Source organism: Cupriavidus sp. UYPR2.512, assembly GCF_000379565.1.
GTDB lineage: Bacteria > Pseudomonadota > Gammaproteobacteria > Burkholderiales > Burkholderiaceae > Cupriavidus.
Window position 1 is genome coordinate 1 of the sequence record NZ_KB903168.1, and the last position, 15,064, is coordinate 15,064.

General features: G+C 64.9%; 18 protein-coding genes and 2 pseudogenes. All 20 read left to right on the forward strand.

Features of this window, described 5'->3' with window-relative positions; all coding sequences use genetic code 11:
* A pseudogene (locus tag A3A5_RS45145) lies at positions 1–237 on the forward strand (hypothetical protein); the annotation flags it as partial.
* Between the two features lie 240 nt (positions 238–477).
* Positions 478–1,554 (forward strand): porin, encoded by a 1,077-nt coding sequence (locus A3A5_RS0129955; protein WP_026201275.1) that lies wholly within the window; start codon positions 478–480, stop codon positions 1,552–1,554.
* An 18-nt stretch (positions 1,555–1,572) separates the two neighbouring features.
* Positions 1,573–2,064 carry a hypothetical protein gene (locus A3A5_RS0129960; RefSeq protein WP_026201276.1) on the forward strand — a complete coding sequence of 164 codons (492 nt, stop codon included), beginning with the start codon at positions 1,573–1,575 and terminating at the stop codon, positions 2,062–2,064.
* Positions 2,061–2,600: a hypothetical protein gene (locus tag A3A5_RS0129965; RefSeq protein WP_018314133.1), complete on the forward strand. Its 540-nt coding sequence runs from the start codon at positions 2,061–2,063 to the stop codon at positions 2,598–2,600. The genes A3A5_RS0129960 and A3A5_RS0129965 overlap by 4 nt, the downstream gene beginning before the upstream one ends.
* Positions 2,601–2,651: 51 nt before the next feature.
* Complete coding sequence (locus tag A3A5_RS0129970; RefSeq protein ID WP_018314134.1) at positions 2,652–3,701, forward strand: aromatic ring-hydroxylating dioxygenase subunit alpha; 1,050 nt, start codon at positions 2,652–2,654, stop codon at positions 3,699–3,701.
* Positions 3,702–3,735: 34 nt separating this feature from the next.
* A complete protein-coding gene (locus A3A5_RS0129975) occupies positions 3,736–5,307 on the forward strand; it encodes an FAD-dependent oxidoreductase (protein WP_026201277.1) in 1,572 nt (523 codons plus the stop codon).
* A gap of 55 nt (positions 5,308–5,362) precedes the next feature.
* A complete protein-coding gene (locus A3A5_RS0129980) occupies positions 5,363–6,727 on the forward strand; it encodes an MFS transporter (protein ID WP_018314136.1) in 1,365 nt (454 codons plus the stop codon).
* 69 nt (positions 6,728–6,796) lie between these two features.
* Positions 6,797–7,264 (forward strand): hypothetical protein, encoded by a 468-nt coding sequence (locus tag A3A5_RS0129985; protein ID WP_018314137.1) that lies wholly within the window; start codon positions 6,797–6,799, stop codon positions 7,262–7,264.
* Positions 7,265–7,531, forward strand: a complete 267-nt coding sequence (locus tag A3A5_RS0129990) for a hypothetical protein (protein ID WP_018314138.1) — start codon at positions 7,265–7,267, stop codon at positions 7,529–7,531.
* 7 nt (positions 7,532–7,538) lie between these two features.
* A complete protein-coding gene (locus A3A5_RS0129995; protein WP_026201278.1) occupies positions 7,539–8,711 on the forward strand; it encodes a mandelate racemase/muconate lactonizing enzyme family protein in 1,173 nt (390 codons plus the stop codon).
* A 51-nt stretch (positions 8,712–8,762) separates the two neighbouring features.
* On the forward strand, positions 8,763–9,260 hold the full coding sequence (locus A3A5_RS0130000) for a hypothetical protein (RefSeq protein ID WP_018314140.1): 498 nt from the start codon (positions 8,763–8,765) through the stop codon (positions 9,258–9,260).
* 25 nt (positions 9,261–9,285) lie between these two features.
* On the forward strand, positions 9,286–9,474 hold the full coding sequence (locus A3A5_RS0130005; protein WP_018314141.1) for a hypothetical protein: 189 nt from the start codon (positions 9,286–9,288) through the stop codon (positions 9,472–9,474).
* 125 nt (positions 9,475–9,599) lie between these two features.
* A complete protein-coding gene (locus A3A5_RS0130010) occupies positions 9,600–10,097 on the forward strand; it encodes a hypothetical protein (RefSeq protein WP_018314142.1) in 498 nt (165 codons plus the stop codon).
* A 13-nt stretch (positions 10,098–10,110) separates the two neighbouring features.
* A complete protein-coding gene (locus tag A3A5_RS0130015) occupies positions 10,111–10,329 on the forward strand; it encodes a hypothetical protein (protein ID WP_018314143.1) in 219 nt (72 codons plus the stop codon).
* 83 nt (positions 10,330–10,412) lie between these two features.
* Positions 10,413–11,660 (forward strand): MFS transporter, encoded by a 1,248-nt coding sequence (locus A3A5_RS0130020; RefSeq protein WP_018314144.1) that lies wholly within the window; start codon positions 10,413–10,415, stop codon positions 11,658–11,660.
* A 36-nt stretch (positions 11,661–11,696) separates the two neighbouring features.
* Positions 11,697–12,362 carry a GntR family transcriptional regulator gene (locus A3A5_RS0130025; protein ID WP_018314145.1) on the forward strand — a complete coding sequence of 222 codons (666 nt, stop codon included), beginning with the start codon at positions 11,697–11,699 and terminating at the stop codon, positions 12,360–12,362.
* 119 nt (positions 12,363–12,481) lie between these two features.
* Positions 12,482–12,748, forward strand: a complete 267-nt coding sequence (locus A3A5_RS0130030) for a hypothetical protein (RefSeq protein WP_157637319.1) — start codon at positions 12,482–12,484, stop codon at positions 12,746–12,748.
* A 134-nt stretch (positions 12,749–12,882) separates the two neighbouring features.
* Positions 12,883–13,143, forward strand: a pseudogene (locus A3A5_RS39550) (ABC transporter permease); the annotation flags it as partial.
* 128 nt (positions 13,144–13,271) lie between these two features.
* Complete coding sequence (gene gtdA, locus A3A5_RS0130040; protein ID WP_369797838.1) at positions 13,272–14,255, forward strand: gentisate 1,2-dioxygenase; 984 nt, start codon at positions 13,272–13,274, stop codon at positions 14,253–14,255.
* Positions 14,256–14,353: 98 nt separating this feature from the next.
* Entirely contained in the window at positions 14,354–15,052 is a 699-nt protein-coding gene (locus tag A3A5_RS0130045) for a fumarylacetoacetate hydrolase family protein (RefSeq protein ID WP_018314149.1), read from the forward strand.
* The last annotated feature ends 12 nt before the right edge of the window (positions 15,053–15,064 follow it).

A 15,064-nucleotide genomic window follows, 5' to 3' on the forward strand; every position in this document is an offset into this window, starting at 1 on the left:
ACGCAAGACATTGCTTCGGCACCGCGATCACATCTGGATGCTCGGTGGCGAATGATCCGACGACGCCATGAAGATCCCGATCTCCTTACCCTCCCTGTGGCAACCCTCCTGGACAAGCTCATCGAGGAAGACGGCGGCCCTCTCATCTGGCCAGTTATCTCCGAGTCCGCACAAAATTCCTTTGATGCAACCTGTCGCAAGCTCTATCAGTACCTGAATCGGGCTTCACTCGGCTAGCCGCACATCCGCTTTCACCCACAGATTCCGCCGACGAGCCTAAAAGATTGAAGTGCCGCTTTGCGCTGTATAAGATTCGCAATACTAAATTGAATAATATTTTGACTGAGGGGGCACCGGAAACCTGCCTCCCGGATCAAAAAGCACCTTCGGACGCAGCGGCCAACGACGCCGTTGGGAAGAGTATGCAGCCTGATGCCAGCCCACTGGCAAAGAACATAACGACTAGAAGGAGACAACGTGGACAAAAGACTCGCCGGAATAGCGGTAGCCGGCTTTTTCCCCCTTGCTGCATCTGCCGCCAGCGTGACCCTGTATGGGGTTGCCGACAGCTTTGTCGGCTATTTCCGCAATTCGGAGAAGAGCGTCACGAGCCTGAACAGCGGTGGCCTGGCTGGCTCGCGCTGGGGTATGCGCGGCACGGAAGACCTGTCGGCGGACCTCAAGGCCGTGTTCGTGCTTGAGGGCGGCTACAACATGGATACCGGCACTAACGCCCAGGGCGGCCGCCTGTTCGGCCGCCGCGCAACTGTCGGTATGCGAAGCAATACTTATGGCGAGATCGCGCTGGGCCGGCAGCCCACGCCGGGCTACGACTTCGCCGCGATCTTCGATCCAGTCCTGATGGCTCCGGGTTCGGTGGCAGCGTCGCTCACCGGCGAGTCGAGTAATCCGTGGATGTTCAACCCGCTCAATGATCCGGCCCGCGCGGATAACGCGATCCGCTACAACTCGCCATCCTTCGGCGGCGTAACGGTTTCGGCAGCGCATGTGTTCAGCGAGAATGCCGGCACGCCGGTCAACCGCAACTACGACATCGTCACGTTCCTCTACACGGCCAATAAGCTGAACGCCGGCTACGGCTTTGCGCGCGCCACGGGAACCACAAATCTGACGCCAGACACCAGCCGTCAGCTCGAGCACGCCTTCGCGGCCTCTTACGAGACGCGCTGGGCCACCCTCTACGGCAACTATCAATTGCGCTACCGGTTGGGCGCGGCGCATGACTCGGCGTGGCAAGTCGGCACCACCATTCCGGTTGGCGCCGCCGGCAATCTGAAGCTTGCCTATGGCATGCGCGACAGCGGAGTGACGAACGGCCTCCCGGAGACCTCGGCGACGGCGGACGTGGCCGCATGGGCCATCGGCTACACCTACGAAGTATCCAGGCGCACCACGCTCTACGCCTTTTTCAAGCGCCTCGAGAACCGCGGTTCGTCAAAGCAGACGATTTATCCACCTGGGGGGCTGACTGCGCCCACCCAGTTGCACGAGAAGGTGAACGCGCTTGGCGCGGGCATTTATCACCGTTTCTGACGCAGCCGGAGTTCATCGATGAAAACGAATACTGCAATGCAAGCGAGCACGGCCCGCGCGGCCTCCATCGGGGTCGGGATCGCGATCGCACTATTGTTCGCTTACAGCCTGCATTTCAACCCGCGATGGTATGGCGACAACGGCCCCGGCGTGGGAAAGCTCCCACGCACGATCGTGCTGGACTATATGAAGCAGGCCTACGACAAGGGTCGGGGCGCGGAGGCGGCGCAGGGATATTTCTCCCCGAAGATGGTCGACCACAATCCCGGCTCGATCGAGTTGCGCGATGGCCCGCCGATCCGCCACGAGATCCGGCAGGTTATCGCCGAAGGCTTGGTTGTCGCTGTTTACCACCGTGTGGAAGCGACGCGAGGCGAGCCGGCTATCGATGTGCTTGACGTGTTCAAGACGGGCGCCTATACGGGCCGGATCGCCGAAAGGCAGCGTTTCGTCCAATTTCCGCCGGCCGGCGAGGCCGCGAAAACTGCTCATTCCGGAGATGCCAAATGAATACACCGTCCCTTGCGAAGAGGAGGATCGACGCCGCCGTCGCCTGCCGTCTGGGCATCACCCTGATGCGGCTCATCCTCGGCGCGTGGATGATCAACAGCGGCCTGAGCCATTGGCTGACGAACTGGGGATTCCCGCCTATCTTCCCCCAACCACTTGGCACCCTGCCAGCTTCGAATGCGATGCTGGTCACCCTGATCGAGACCGGTGTGTTCGACATTGTCAAGGCCTGCGAACTGCTCGCAGGCGTGCTCCTGCTGCTTGACCTGTTTGTCCCCTTTGCGCTGGTGATGACGTTGCCGATCTCGTTCATGGTCTTCTTCAACGCCATTGTCCTTAACCTGCGGTTCGGCATGCTGCTCAGCACGTCCATGAGTGTGTGGTGCCTGTATCTGAACGTCATCCTGATTCTGGCGTACCTCCGCTATTTCTTGCCGATGCTGGCGTGCCGGACATCGCCGGGGCATCTCGAAGACTTCAAGCGCCTGCCGGCCGCTGTCTTCGCTTCATGCCCCGAAGAACAACGAAGTGCGTGACCCGCGCGCACCACGGTAGCCGTTCCTCAAAACACAACCTGGAGTAAAGAAATGTTCCTTCGCAATTGCTGGTACATGGTCGGATGGTCCACGGACTTTAACGCGGACGCCATCGTGCCCTTTACCGTGATGGACGAGCCGCTGGCCATCTATCGCAAGACCGACGGAAGCCTGGCCGCGCTGGAAGACCGCTGCTGCCATCGCCTCGCACCGCTGTCCGTCGGTCGCAAGGAAGGCGACGAACTGCGCTGTATGTACCACGGCCTCAAGTTCGCGCCGGACGGCCGCTGCACCGAAGTGCCGGGCCAGGACCGCATCTCGCCGCGCGTCTGCGTGCGCGCCTATCCGATCGTCGAGCTGCACGGCGCGGCGTGGGTGTGGATGGGCGAGCCCGAGAAGGCCGACGTGTCGCTGGTGCCGCCCATTATCGGCCCGGACAACGCCGAGTGGGCGATGGAGTGTTCGACCTTCGACATGGACGTCAACGCCGAACTGATCTCCGACAACCTGCTCGACCTCTCCCACGCGCCGTTCGTCCATGAGGCGACGTTCGGCGCCAGCGATCCGGTCGCGCTCAAGATGATGAAGGAGAGCGAGACCAAGCGCGGCGTGACGCAACTCGAGCGCGGCGTGCTCGCCGACCGCTGGCAACTCGGCCGGCAGTCGAACCCGTACTTCGGCGCGCGCCCGTGCGATGACCGCGTCGTCAGCCTGTTCCTGGTGCCGGGCGTGTTTATCCTGACCATCACCTCCTACGAGCCGGGCGTGCTCCAGCGCAGCGAGGGCGCCGACGTGAGCGAGACGCCGATCTTCAGGCGCTGCACGAGCCAGATGATCACGCCGATCAGCAAGAACAAGTCGCGCTTCTTCTTCAATTTCGGACCGTGGGCGCCCGCCGCCGACCTGAAGCAGCACTGCTTCGGCATTGCCGACGCGGCTTTCCAGGAAGACAAGGCCATGATCGAGGCCCAGCAGGACATGATCCATCGCTCGCCGGACCGCAAGTACGTGCTGCTGCCGATGGACCAGCCGATCGTCCGCTACAACGAAATTTACGCGCGCTTGCTGAGCCAGGAGCAGCCGGTCGCCGAGACGGCCTGAATCGTCCCGCCCCACAGGATTCCGAGACAAGACGATGGAACAGAAGACGCAAACAGTTAACTGGTCGCCGCCCGCATGGGACGATGAGGCCGACATGGTGGTGGTCGGCTACGGCGGCGCGGGCGCGACGTTCGCCTTCGCCGCGGCCGAGGCCGGCGCGGAGGTGCTGGTGCTGGAGAAAGGCGATCGCGGCGGCGGCAACTCCGTTTGCGTCGCGGGCGGACTCATCATGACCTCGACCGACGAGGCCGCCACGTTCGACTACATGAACTGGCTGTGCGCCGGCCAGACCGACGAGGCGGTGCTGCGCAACTTCGTGGCCGGCCTCAAGGACATTCCGGCTTTCCAGCACAAGCTGGAACTGCCATTGAAGGACAACCCGAAGCCCTTCAGCGCGCCCGGGTTTTTCCCCGAATTTCCCGGCGCGCCCGGCGCGGCGAGCATCCACGGCATGAGCGTGGTGGCCGCGCCCGGCGGCGCGGGGCTGTACAACGCCATCGCCGCCGTGGCCGAGAAGCATGGCGCCCGCGTGCAGTGCAATACGACGGTGACGCAACTCGTGCAGGACCCGGTATCGCGCGCCATTCTCGGCGTGACCGCGCGCACCGCCGACGGCCGCACCATCGCCGTCAAGGCGCGCAAGGCGACGGTGCTCGCCAGCGGCGGCTTCGAGTTCGACGAACAGATGTGCCGGCAATACCTGACGCCGTGCCCGATCCACTTCCTCGGCAGCCCGAACCTGACCGGCGACGGCATCCGCATGGCGCAGGAAGTCGGCGCGCAGCTCTGGCACATGAACGCCGTGGCCGGGCCGCTGAACTGGGGCATCAAGGTGGACGGCGGGCGCGTGTACGTGACGTACGACCTCAACAAGGTAGCCGGCTTCGGCTACAACTCGGGGGCGTTCAAGGACGGCGGCAGCCTGATCTGGGTGAACCGCCACGCGGCCCGCTTCCACAACGAAACCACGGACACCGCCGACGTCCGCCACGGCCTCGGCAATCGCGCCACGTGGCTCGCCACTGACCCCGACGTGCCCGAGTTCGTCAATGTGCCCGCCTTCCACATCTTTGACGAGAAGGTACGCGCGGGCGGCGCCGCGATGACGACGCTGAACTCGCGCACCCCGCCGTGGAGCGCCGACAACCTCGCCGAACTCGACAAGGGCTGGATCATCCAGGCCGACACGCTGGAGGAACTCGCGCTGAAGTGCCGCTGGGACGCAGAGCCCGGCGCATGGCCCGCGGGTCACCTCGACCCCGACGCGCTGAAAGCCACCGTGGCGCGCTACAACGCGCAGTGCGAGGCCGGCGAAGACACCGACTTCGGCCGCAAGAACTTCCTCGTGCCGCTCGACAAGGGCCCGTACTACGCCATCGGCCCGATGCTGCCGACGTTCCTGAATACGCACGGCGGCCCGCGCCACGACGCGAAACAACGCGTGCTTGACCAGCGCGGCGCCCCCATCCCGCGCCTGTACGCCATCGGCGAATGCGGCTCGCTGTGGGGCCCGTACTACAACTCGATGGGCGATATCGCCGAGTTCATCGTGTCGGGCCGCACCGCCGCCCGCGCGGCGCTGGAAGAAGCCGCCTGGGACCGCTGACACCACTGCCGCCTGAACAACGAGAGTTCGAGAGAACCGCAAACCGGAGACAATCATGTTGGAAAGCCCCACCACAATCCAGTCGCCGCCCCGCAGGTCAGCGGCGGTCGCGCCGGCGCCGGCCAAAGCGGCGGTGGCCCCCGGCGGCTGGGCCGTGCTGTTCGTGCTCACGCTCGTCTATATCGTGTCCTTCATCGACCGGGGTGCGATTTCACTGGTGGTCGGACCCATCAAGCAGGATCTCGGCGCTACCGACCTGGAGGTGAGCTGGCTGCTCGGCCTGTCGTTCATGCTGCTGTACAGCGTGCTCGGCATTCCGGCCGGCTATCTGGTCGACCTGTACCGGCGCAAGTACCTGCTGAGCGGCGCCATCCTGATGTGGTCCGGCGTGCAGATGCTGTGCGGACTGAGCAATACGTACTGGCACCTGTTCCTCGCGCGCATCGGACTGGGCGTCGGCGAGGCGATGCTGCCGCCGGCGGCGTCGTCGATGATCCGCGACGCCTTTCCGCCGGAGCGGCGCGGGCTCGCGTTCGGCATCTACAACATCGGGCCGCTGCTGGGCAGCGGGCTGGCGCTGGTGCTTGGCAGCTTCCTGCTGACGTTCGCGGCGAGCGGCAAGCTGGCGGGCGTGCCGCTGCTGGGCAGCCTGAAGCCGTGGCAATTCGTGCTGATCGTGCCGGGGCTGCTGGGCGTGCCGCTCGCCGCCTTGATGCTGCTGCTGCGCGAGCCGCCGCGACGCGACGCGATCGCGCAAGCGGATCGCGTCACCTATCCGGACGCGCTGCGCTTCGCGTGGCAGCACCGTGCCGTCTATGCGCCGCTGTGGATCGCCATCTGCCTCTACGGCATCGCCATCGGCAGCCAGTTGGCGTGGCTGCCCGAGATCATCAACCGCTCGATGGGCATCGCCCGTCCGGAGATCGGCAAGACGCTCGGCGCGATCAGCGTGGTGGCTTCGCCGCTCGGCCTGCTGTTCTTCGGCAGCGTCGCCGACAAATTGCAGAAGCGCTGGGCCGACGCACCGGTGCGCGTCGCAATCGGCTCGACCGCCGTGGCGGCGCTCATCACCGCCTGCTTCCCGCTGATCCATAGCGCGCAGCTCGGCGCTATGGCCTATGGCGCGCAGACATTCTTCTTCGTGATCTTCGCGGTGGCCGGCGGCGCGACCATGGCCAATTTCACGCCGGGCAACATGATGGGCAAGCTGACCGCGCTGTATTACCTCATCACCAACCTGCTCGGGCTGGCGCTGGGCCCCACTGTCTGCGCGCTGGTGGCGCGGCTGTTCTTCGACGGCCCCAACGCGCTCGGCCATGCGTTCGTGGCCTGCTACGTGGTGTCGGTCGCCATCGCCGTGTGCCTGCTGGTGTGCGTCTCGCGAGCGCTCCGGGCAGCAAGTCAGCTTCGCGCCTCCTGATCCACCGCCTCGTGCCGCGCCACGCCCACGCATCCATTTTTGTCTGACCGCGGATAAAGGAAACTGCCAATGCATGCCGCTGAAAAATCGCCATGGAAATATCTGGTCCTGTGGCTCAGGTTGTACTTCGCCATTCACTATCTGGCTTCCGGGCTGAATTTCGTCATCTTCAACTTCGTTCCGGATTTCAGTCATGCCGGGCGGGTGGGACCGTATCTCCATGCCATGGCGGATATCGGCTTTTACCAGGTCATCAAGTACCTCGAGGTCGTGCTGGGGACGATGTTGCTTTTCAACCTGGCAGTGCCGCTCGCGCTGATCGTGATGGCCGGCGTAAGCGTCACGATCATCTACTTGAATCTCTTCATTTCCCCGGCGCCCCGGCAGTTGTTCACGGGGTTCCAGGAGCTGCTTCTCAACGGCGCCCTGTTGCTCGCCTACGGGGGGTACTACGCGAATTTCTGCCGCATCAAGACAAGGCCGTTCTGGTTTTGGGACGGGTTGTCGCACCCGTCACGCGCTGAAACAAGAGGATGAATGCGGCTGGCAGGAAGGCATGCCATCAACGCTTCGATTCATGAAAGCCGCCCGATTGGCCATGCAGCGCCGGTCTGGCGGGAGGAGATAAATGTGATCAAGGATCTAGTCTTTGTTGTGGCAGTGATCGTGGCGACGATACTCATCGTCATGGCTGCCTCTACCAGCTTCGGCGCAAGACCGCTGCGGATCTACGACTACGGCCCGCCGCTGGCCGCGGGCGTGGTCGCCGTGGTTGCGCTGCTCCGTGACGCCAGAAGGAAGTGATGCCGCCATGAAAATCACGAAAGTCGAATGCATCCCAGTATCGATGCCGCTGAAGAAGCCGCTGCGATTGCCGAACGTCACCATCACCAAGCTCGATACGCTGCTGCTGCGGCTGCATACCGATAGCGGGCTGGTGGGCATCGCCGAGTCGGGCGATACGTCGTCGTGGTATCGCGGCGAAAGCCAGGCGTCGATGGTCGCCATGATCTGCGACATCTTCGCGCCGCGCATCCTGCTCGGCGAGGACCCGCGCAATATCGAGAAGATCGTCGGCGCGATGGACACGCTGGCGCGCGACAACAACCAGGCCAAGGCGCTGGTGGACTGCGCCCTGCACGACCTGAAGGGCAAGGCGCTCGGCGTGCCGGTCTACCAGTTGCTCGGCGGGCGCACGCGCGACTCTGCGCCGCTCGGCTGGGTGCTGTCGGCGGGCGAGCCGGCGAAGGTCGCCGAGGCCGCGCTGGCGGCGCGGGAAGCCGGGTTCGTCGCGTTCAAGCTGAAGGTGGGGCGCGGCACGTTCGACAACGACGTGGCGACGGCCGCCGCCGTGCGCGAGGCTCTCGGCGATGGCGCGCGCATCTGTCTCGACGCCAACGGCTCGTGGAACTACGAACAGGCGCTGCGCACGATCCGCCGGCTCGACGCGCATCGTCTCGACTTCATCGAGCAGCCCCTGCCGCATTGGGATATCGAAGGCATGGCGCGCCTGCGCCAGCGCATCGAAACGCCGCTGTACGCCGACGAGGCCGCGCAGGAACTGCACCACTTGAAGGAGATCGCCGAGCGGCGCGCCGCCGACGGCGTGATCCTGAAGGTGCAGAAAGTCGGCGGGCTGCTCAAGGCCCAGCGCTTCCTCGCCGTGGCGCAGATGCTCGACCTGCCGGTGATGTGCAGCACGCTGATCGGCTCGGGCGTGGAAGCCTGCCCGACCGCGCACCTGTGGGTGGCGAACCAGTGGGCGTGCCAGTTCATCAGCGAGAGCACCGGCCCGCTGGCCGTGCACGGCGTCTGGAACAGTGAAGACATCCCCCAGGGCGCCGACCTCGCCCTGCAAGGCGCGCGCTTCCATCGCGGCCACGTATCCCCCGGCGACGGTCCGGGCCTCGGCGCGGAACTGAACGAGGCACTCCTCGCGCAGATTCGCACCGAGGGCCGACCGGCGCGGGTGGTCAACCTGTAGGGCGCCCCCGACCCCGCAAGGCTTTCAATTCCTAGACGCAGGAGACACGACATGAGCAGGGCCAATCAATCACCTTGGAAGTACGCCATCCTCTGGCTTCGGATCTATTTCGGCGCCCACCTGTTTTACTCGGGCAGCCGCTTCATCCTGACCTCGTATGTGCCGGAGATTCCCGGTATCGGCGGCGCCTACGTGGCGGCGGCGTCCGACATCTACATCTTCCAGATCATCAAGTACATGGAGTGCGTGCTCGGCCTCATGCTGCTGACCAACCGCGGCGTGCTGCTGGCACTGCTGCTGGAGATGCCGGCCACGGTCAACATCTTCTGGCTGAACACCTTCATCGTTGCCACGCCGCGCCAGCTTTTCACGGGCCCGCAGGAGTTGTTCATGAACGGCGCACTGCTGCTTGCCTACGGTGGGTATTACGTCTCGGTCCTGCAGGCGAAGGTCGAGCCGATGTGGCTGTGGGACGGACTGAAGAAGGTGGCAAGCGCGCGCGAACGCGGCGAGGCCGCACCTACCTCGGTCCAACAGATCGAAGCCTGAACGAAAGCCTGAACCGGAGACTGCAATGAAGAAAGAGATGTGGATTGGCGTGGCCATGTGCGTGTTCTTGTCCGTGGCTGCCTGCATCGGCTCGACGGGGCTGGGCTATGCGGAATATCGCCCGCTGCGGAATTTCGACTATTTCGCGCTGGGGATCTCGTGGACCTTCCTGATCGTGACGCTCATCAAAGATCGCCGCAGCGACAAGTCGTGAGCGGGCGCATCGGCATGACGCCGGTGTGACCTGGGCACCGGCCGGACCAGCAGTTGCCGGCGGCGCCCGGGAAGGGACGGGAAGTATTCCGGCTGTGAACGATAGATAGACAGAGGAGACATCAAATGAACAGGGATGTGCAATCCCCCTGGAAGTACGTGGTCGCCTGGTTGCGGATCTACTATGGCGCCAACCTGATTTATTCGAGCGTTCGCTACCTCGCCACCGGCTTCATTCCGGAGATACCCGGAGCCGCCGGCGCGTATGTGGATGCGGCGAAGGCCATCTACCTCTACCAGGGCATCAAGTTCCTCGAATGCGTCTGCGGGATCCTGCTCGTGACCAACCGGAACGTGCTATTGGCCCTGGTGCTGGAGATGCCGACAACGTTCAATATCTTCTGGATGAACACCTTCATCGTCGGCACGCCGCGCCAGTTGTTTTCCGGCCCGCAGGAACTGCTGATGAACGTCTCGCTCCTGTTGGCGTATGGCGGGCACTACGCGACGATCCTGCAGGCCAGGGTCGAGCCGGTATGGCTGTGGGACGGATGGAAAACGCTGGTGCGAGCGCGCGAACGCGCAGGTGCGCTGCGGGGCCGAGTTCAGCAGGCCGACGCCTGAACCGGAGACTGCGATGAAGAAACCCATGTGGATTGCTGTCGGTATTTGTCTGCTCATCACGCTCGCCGCGTGCATCGGCTCGACCGGACTGGGCTATGCGGATTATCGTCCGCTGCGCTATCGCGACTGCTTTGCGCTGGCGGCGGCATGGCTCTATGTGATCGTGGTGTTCGTCAAGGATAGTCGCGCGAGCCGTTCCGGCGTGGCGAAGCGTGGCAACGCCGGTGCCTGATCGCTGATTTTCGACTTCTCGTGCTCGAGAGTTGGGCGGCGCCTGGAAACTGGCTGTCGCTCTTTTTTCTTTTGGTATCCCTCATGCAGTTACCCCACGGCCTCCGCGCGCTTTCCTCCCGCAGCTTCCGCCTGTTCATAGCGGGGCAGGGTGCCGCGCAAGTGGGCAACTGGCAGCAGTTGATCGCCACGTCCTGGCTCGCCTATGCGCTGTCCGGTTCGACGCTGGTCCTCGGCCTGGCGGCATTCGCGCTGCAGATTCCCTTCCTGCTGATGGCGCCAGTGACGGGGCCGCTGCTCGACCGTGTCGATACCCGCCGCGTACTGATGGCGGCGAATGCCGTGGCGTGCGCGCAGTCGGTGACGATGCTGTCGCTCGTGGCGACCGGCCTTCTGCGGCCATGGCATATTGTGCTGGCGAATCTGGTACTCGGTATCGTCAACGCATTCGATTCGCCGGCGCGCCAGTCGCTGCTGTCGCAGATGGTCGAGCGCAAGGAAGACCTGCCCAACGCAATCGCCCTCAATTCCAGCATGATGGCGGCCGCCCGGTTCGTCGGACCGACGATTGCCGGCGCCATCATCGCCGCTTTCGGCCAGGTGTGGGCCTTCGCGGCGAACGCGATCCTGCGCTTCGCGATCATCGCCGCGCTGCGCGCCATGCGTCTGGTACGGGCGCCGCGCAAGGCCGAACCCGAGCCGTGGCTCCGGCAGTTCGCGGGGGGACTGCGGTATGCGCACGGTTTCGCGCCATGCCGCAACAGCCTGTGGCTGCTCGCGACGATGAGCTTCACCATCCAGACGCATGCCGCCATGATGCCGTGGTTCGTGCGCGAACGATTCCACGGCGACTCGCGCACGCTGGGCATGCTGCTTGGCGCGGCGGGCTTGGGTGCGCTGGCAGGGATGCTCTATCTTGCGATGCGCCGCGGCATTGGCTGGCTGCTGGCGACGATCGGCTTCGCCTCGGTCATGGCTGCGCTTGCCACCATCGGTTTCGCCCTGGCGCCGGTGGTATGGATGGGATTCGCGATGCTGTTCTTCGTCGGCATGGGCACCATGCTGGCGGCGGCTTCGGTCAATACCCTGATCCAGCTCGCGGCGCCCGAGGGCTTTCGCGGCAGGGTCGCGTCGCTGTACGTGGTGGCGTTCCTGGGCGTTTCGCCCGTGGGCGCCCTGTTCTGGGGCTGGACGGCGGAGCACGTCGGCACGCCGGCGGCGCTGACGACCTGCGGCGTGGTGCTGCTGCTGGCATCGGCGTTGTACATGACGAACATCGCGGCGATGCGCGAGCAGTTCCAACCAGTGTACAGTCGCATGAACCTGTCGTGAGCGCAGGCATCCCCGTCCGTCCATCCGCTGCCGAACATGAACACTGTAGAAGTCAAGGGCGTCGATCTGCCAGCCCAGATCGCTCAGCAGGTCCGCAAGCTGATCAATCGCGGCACCCTCGCGCCTGGGCTGCAATTACGCCAGTCGGACCTGGCCGACCGCTTCGGTATCAGCCGCGTGCCGGTGCGCGAGGCGCTCAAGCTGCTGGCGGCCGAAGGCATCATCGAACACGATCCCAATCGCGGCTTCTTCGTTGCCCCGCTTTCCACCGACGAGGCGCGGCAGCTCTACCGCTACCGCTTCCTGCTGGAGCGGGAACTGCTGAAGACGGTCGAGTGGCCGGACAGCGCGCAGATGAAGGCGCTGAAGGCCATGCTGGAACGGCTCGACAGCTACCTCGACACGGGCCAGCGCGCTGAGTGGATCGACGAATACCAGGACTTTTACGCGCTGCTGTTCGACCTGTCGCCAGACAAGATCCTGCGGCGCGAGGCGATTCGCCTGATCAGGCTGACCGATCGGTACCGGGCACTGGCCTCGGAGGTGAGGATGCCGGGCGAGCAACGGACCGCGCACCTGGAGCACGCGCTGGTGTCGGCCATGTCGAAACGGGACCGTGGGCAACTGATCCTCGGCTTTGAACGCGAGCGCGAGAAGATCCTGACATCGATGCTGGCGAGAATCGACGCGCGCGGGCTGTAGCCCGCTTCAGAACACCGTGGTGATGCCGAGCCGGTAGACGCCATGCCGCTGGCGCCGGCTTTACGCGAATCCGGCTTCCCACCGTCAACGCCGGACGGGACCGCGCCGCCGTTGTGGCCGTGGGCGCGCGCTACCAGATCGACAACTGGCGCCTGAACGGGCTCTACGCTTCCGTGCGCAACACGTTCACGAGCGCCACCGTCCATGCGGCCGAACTCGGCGCGGTGTGCTGCTACTCGCCATGGGTGCTCGGCTTCAGCGTCGAGAACAACACGCCACATCGCGCGATCATCGACGCCATCCGGCGCGGCCCGCCGAAGCCGCCGCCGCGATGCGCGTGCATCTCTTTGGCGTGCTACACGCCTATCCGGCCTGACCATCCTTGATTTGGCATTCATAATTGAATAATATCTAGCCTACAAAATAGATGGCCAGTTCCTGCTGCTTCCCCCTTGAGGCCACCGAACGGAGACGGATATGACAAGACGCGGCATGCTGCGGCGCCTCGCGTGGCGCGCTACCTCAGATTCTCGCCGGCTTGCGGATCAGCCTTGGCGTGGCGCTGCTGGTCATCGTCGCCGCGGAGTTCGTTGGCGCCAAGTCGGGCATCGGCTTCCTCATCTGGAATAGCTGGCAGGTGTTCGAGGTCGAGAAGATGTACGTGGGGCTGGCCGCGAGCGCGGTGCGGGGCTTCCTGTTCTCGCTCGGCTTCGACCTGCTGGAGCGGGCGCTGCTGCCGTGGCGCGTGGTCGCTCTTGGGCATGGGCGACGGCGGCCCTGAACCCTGCGTCCCTAATGCGGCCGATGCGCGCCGCCATGTACAAGCAATCCCTACGGAGACAGAGTATGTACGCACGCCAACGCGGCACCGATCGTGCCGCTTATTACGCCGATATCGGCCGCAGCCACATGAGTGCCCTCTGGGAATCGCTGCATTCGCTGGTGCCGCCGCAGCCGCAGCCGCAGATTTTGCCGGCTATCTGGAAGTACGGACAGGTCCGACCGCTGGTGATGCAGGCTGGCAACGTCATCAGCGCCGAGGAAGCCGTGCGCCGCGTGCTGGTCCTGGAGAATCCGGGCCTGCCTGGCAAGTCGAGCATCACCGGCTCCCTCTACGCCGGGCTGCAACTGATCTTGCCGGGCGAGGTGGCGCCGAGCCATCGCCATACGCAGTCGGCGCTGCGTTTCATCGTGGAGGGGCAGGGTGCCTGGACGGCCGTGAACGGCGAGCGTACCACCATGCACCCGGGCGACTTCATCATCACGCCGTCGTGGACGTGGCACGACCACGGCAACCCGGCCGTCGAGGACGGCGGCGAGCCGGTGGTCTGGCTCGACGGGCTCGATATCCCGCTGGTGCAGTTCTTCGACGGCGGCTTTGCCGAGAACTACCCCGAGGCGCAGCAGCCGGTCACGCGGCCCGAGGGCGACAGCTTCGCCCGCTTCGGTCACAACATGGTGCCGGTGCGCCACAAGGTTTTCGACCCGACCTCGCCGATTTTCAGCTATCCGTACGACCGTTCCCGCGAGGCGCTCGACCAGCTCTACCGCAACGGCGAACTCGATGCCTGGGACGGTGTGAAGCTGCGCTACGTCAACCCCGCCACCGGCGGCTGGCCGATGCCGACCATCGCCACCTTCATGCAATACCTGCCGGCCGGCTTCCAGGGCCGCACGTACCGCAGCACGGACGCGACCGTCTACAGCGTGGTCGAGGGGCGCGGCACCGCGCGCATCGGCGACGAGCAGTTCCAGTTCGAGCCGCGCGACACCTTCGTGGTGCCCTCGTGGGCGCCCGTACAACTCGCCGCGCTGGACGACGCCGTGCTGTTCAGCTACTCCGACCGTCCCGTGCTGTCCGCGCTCAACCTGCTGCGCGAATCGCGCACCTGATCCGATTTCCCTTCGATAAAAGCCACCGGGGCGCGCCGCCACAGGCTGCCTCGGGCCCGCTCAACCTGCGTTTGCCCAATTTTTTGACCGAGCCTGTCATGTCCTACATCTTCACGCCCCCCGCAACCGTCTCCATCCCCGTCGCCGGCAGCGACGACCAGTTCGCCGTGCGCCGCGTCTACTGCGTCGGCCGCAACTACGCCGCCCACGCCCGCGAAATGGGCTTCGATCCCGACCGCGAGCCGCCGTTCTTCTTTTGCAAGCCGGCCGGCGCCATCGTGCCGGTGCAGGACGGCCAGATGCTGGAACTGCCGTATCCCGCGCAGACCACCAACTTCCACTACGAAGCCGAACTCGTCGCGGTGATCGGCAAGGCCGGCTCCGACATACCCGTCGACCAGGCGCTCGAACACGTGTGGGGCTACGCAGTCGGCCTGGACATGACGCGCCGCGACCTGCAGATAAGAATGCGCGAGATGGGCCGCCCGTGGGAAATCGGCAAGGCCTTCGACGCCTCGGCGCCCGTCGCCCCCATCCACCCCGCCAGCAAGATCGGCCACCCGGCCGACGCCGCGATCTGGCTGACCGTGGACGGCGAGACGAAGCAGCGCAGCAATGTCACGCACCTGATCTGGTCGGTGGCCGAAACGGTGGCGTACCTGTCGCAGTTCTTCCGGCTGGAACCGGGCGACGTGATCTTCACCGGCACGCCGGAAGGCGTGGGCGCGGTGAACGCCGGCGAGACGATGGTGACGGGCGTGGACGGGCTCGGCGAACTGACCGTGCGCGTGGTCTGACGGAAAATCACG

Coding starts and splice junctions, on each gene's coding strand:
- A3A5_RS0129980 (WP_018314136.1), top strand. CDS start 5,363: ATGTTGGAAAGCCCCACCACAATCCAGTCGCCGCCCCGCAGGTCAGCG.
- A3A5_RS0129970 (WP_018314134.1), top strand. CDS start 2,652: ATGTTCCTTCGCAATTGCTGGTACATGGTCGGATGGTCCACGGACTTT.
- A3A5_RS0130010 (WP_018314142.1), top strand. CDS start 9,600: ATGAACAGGGATGTGCAATCCCCCTGGAAGTACGTGGTCGCCTGGTTG.
- A3A5_RS0129960 (WP_026201276.1), top strand. CDS start 1,573: ATGAAAACGAATACTGCAATGCAAGCGAGCACGGCCCGCGCGGCCTCC.
- A3A5_RS0130015 (WP_018314143.1), top strand. CDS start 10,111: ATGAAGAAACCCATGTGGATTGCTGTCGGTATTTGTCTGCTCATCACG.
- gtdA (WP_369797838.1), top strand. CDS start 13,272: ATGAGTGCCCTCTGGGAATCGCTGCATTCGCTGGTGCCGCCGCAGCCG.
- A3A5_RS0130000 (WP_018314140.1), top strand. CDS start 8,763: ATGAGCAGGGCCAATCAATCACCTTGGAAGTACGCCATCCTCTGGCTT.
- A3A5_RS0130020 (WP_018314144.1), top strand. CDS start 10,413: ATGCAGTTACCCCACGGCCTCCGCGCGCTTTCCTCCCGCAGCTTCCGC.
- A3A5_RS0129995 (WP_026201278.1), top strand. CDS start 7,539: ATGAAAATCACGAAAGTCGAATGCATCCCAGTATCGATGCCGCTGAAG.
- A3A5_RS0130025 (WP_018314145.1), top strand. CDS start 11,697: ATGAACACTGTAGAAGTCAAGGGCGTCGATCTGCCAGCCCAGATCGCT.
- A3A5_RS0129975 (WP_026201277.1), top strand. CDS start 3,736: ATGGAACAGAAGACGCAAACAGTTAACTGGTCGCCGCCCGCATGGGAC.
- A3A5_RS0130005 (WP_018314141.1), top strand. CDS start 9,286: ATGAAGAAAGAGATGTGGATTGGCGTGGCCATGTGCGTGTTCTTGTCC.
- A3A5_RS0129990 (WP_018314138.1), top strand. CDS start 7,265: ATGCGGCTGGCAGGAAGGCATGCCATCAACGCTTCGATTCATGAAAGC.
- A3A5_RS0129985 (WP_018314137.1), top strand. CDS start 6,797: ATGCATGCCGCTGAAAAATCGCCATGGAAATATCTGGTCCTGTGGCTC.
- A3A5_RS0129965 (WP_018314133.1), top strand. CDS start 2,061: ATGAATACACCGTCCCTTGCGAAGAGGAGGATCGACGCCGCCGTCGCC.
- A3A5_RS0130045 (WP_018314149.1), top strand. CDS start 14,354: ATGTCCTACATCTTCACGCCCCCCGCAACCGTCTCCATCCCCGTCGCC.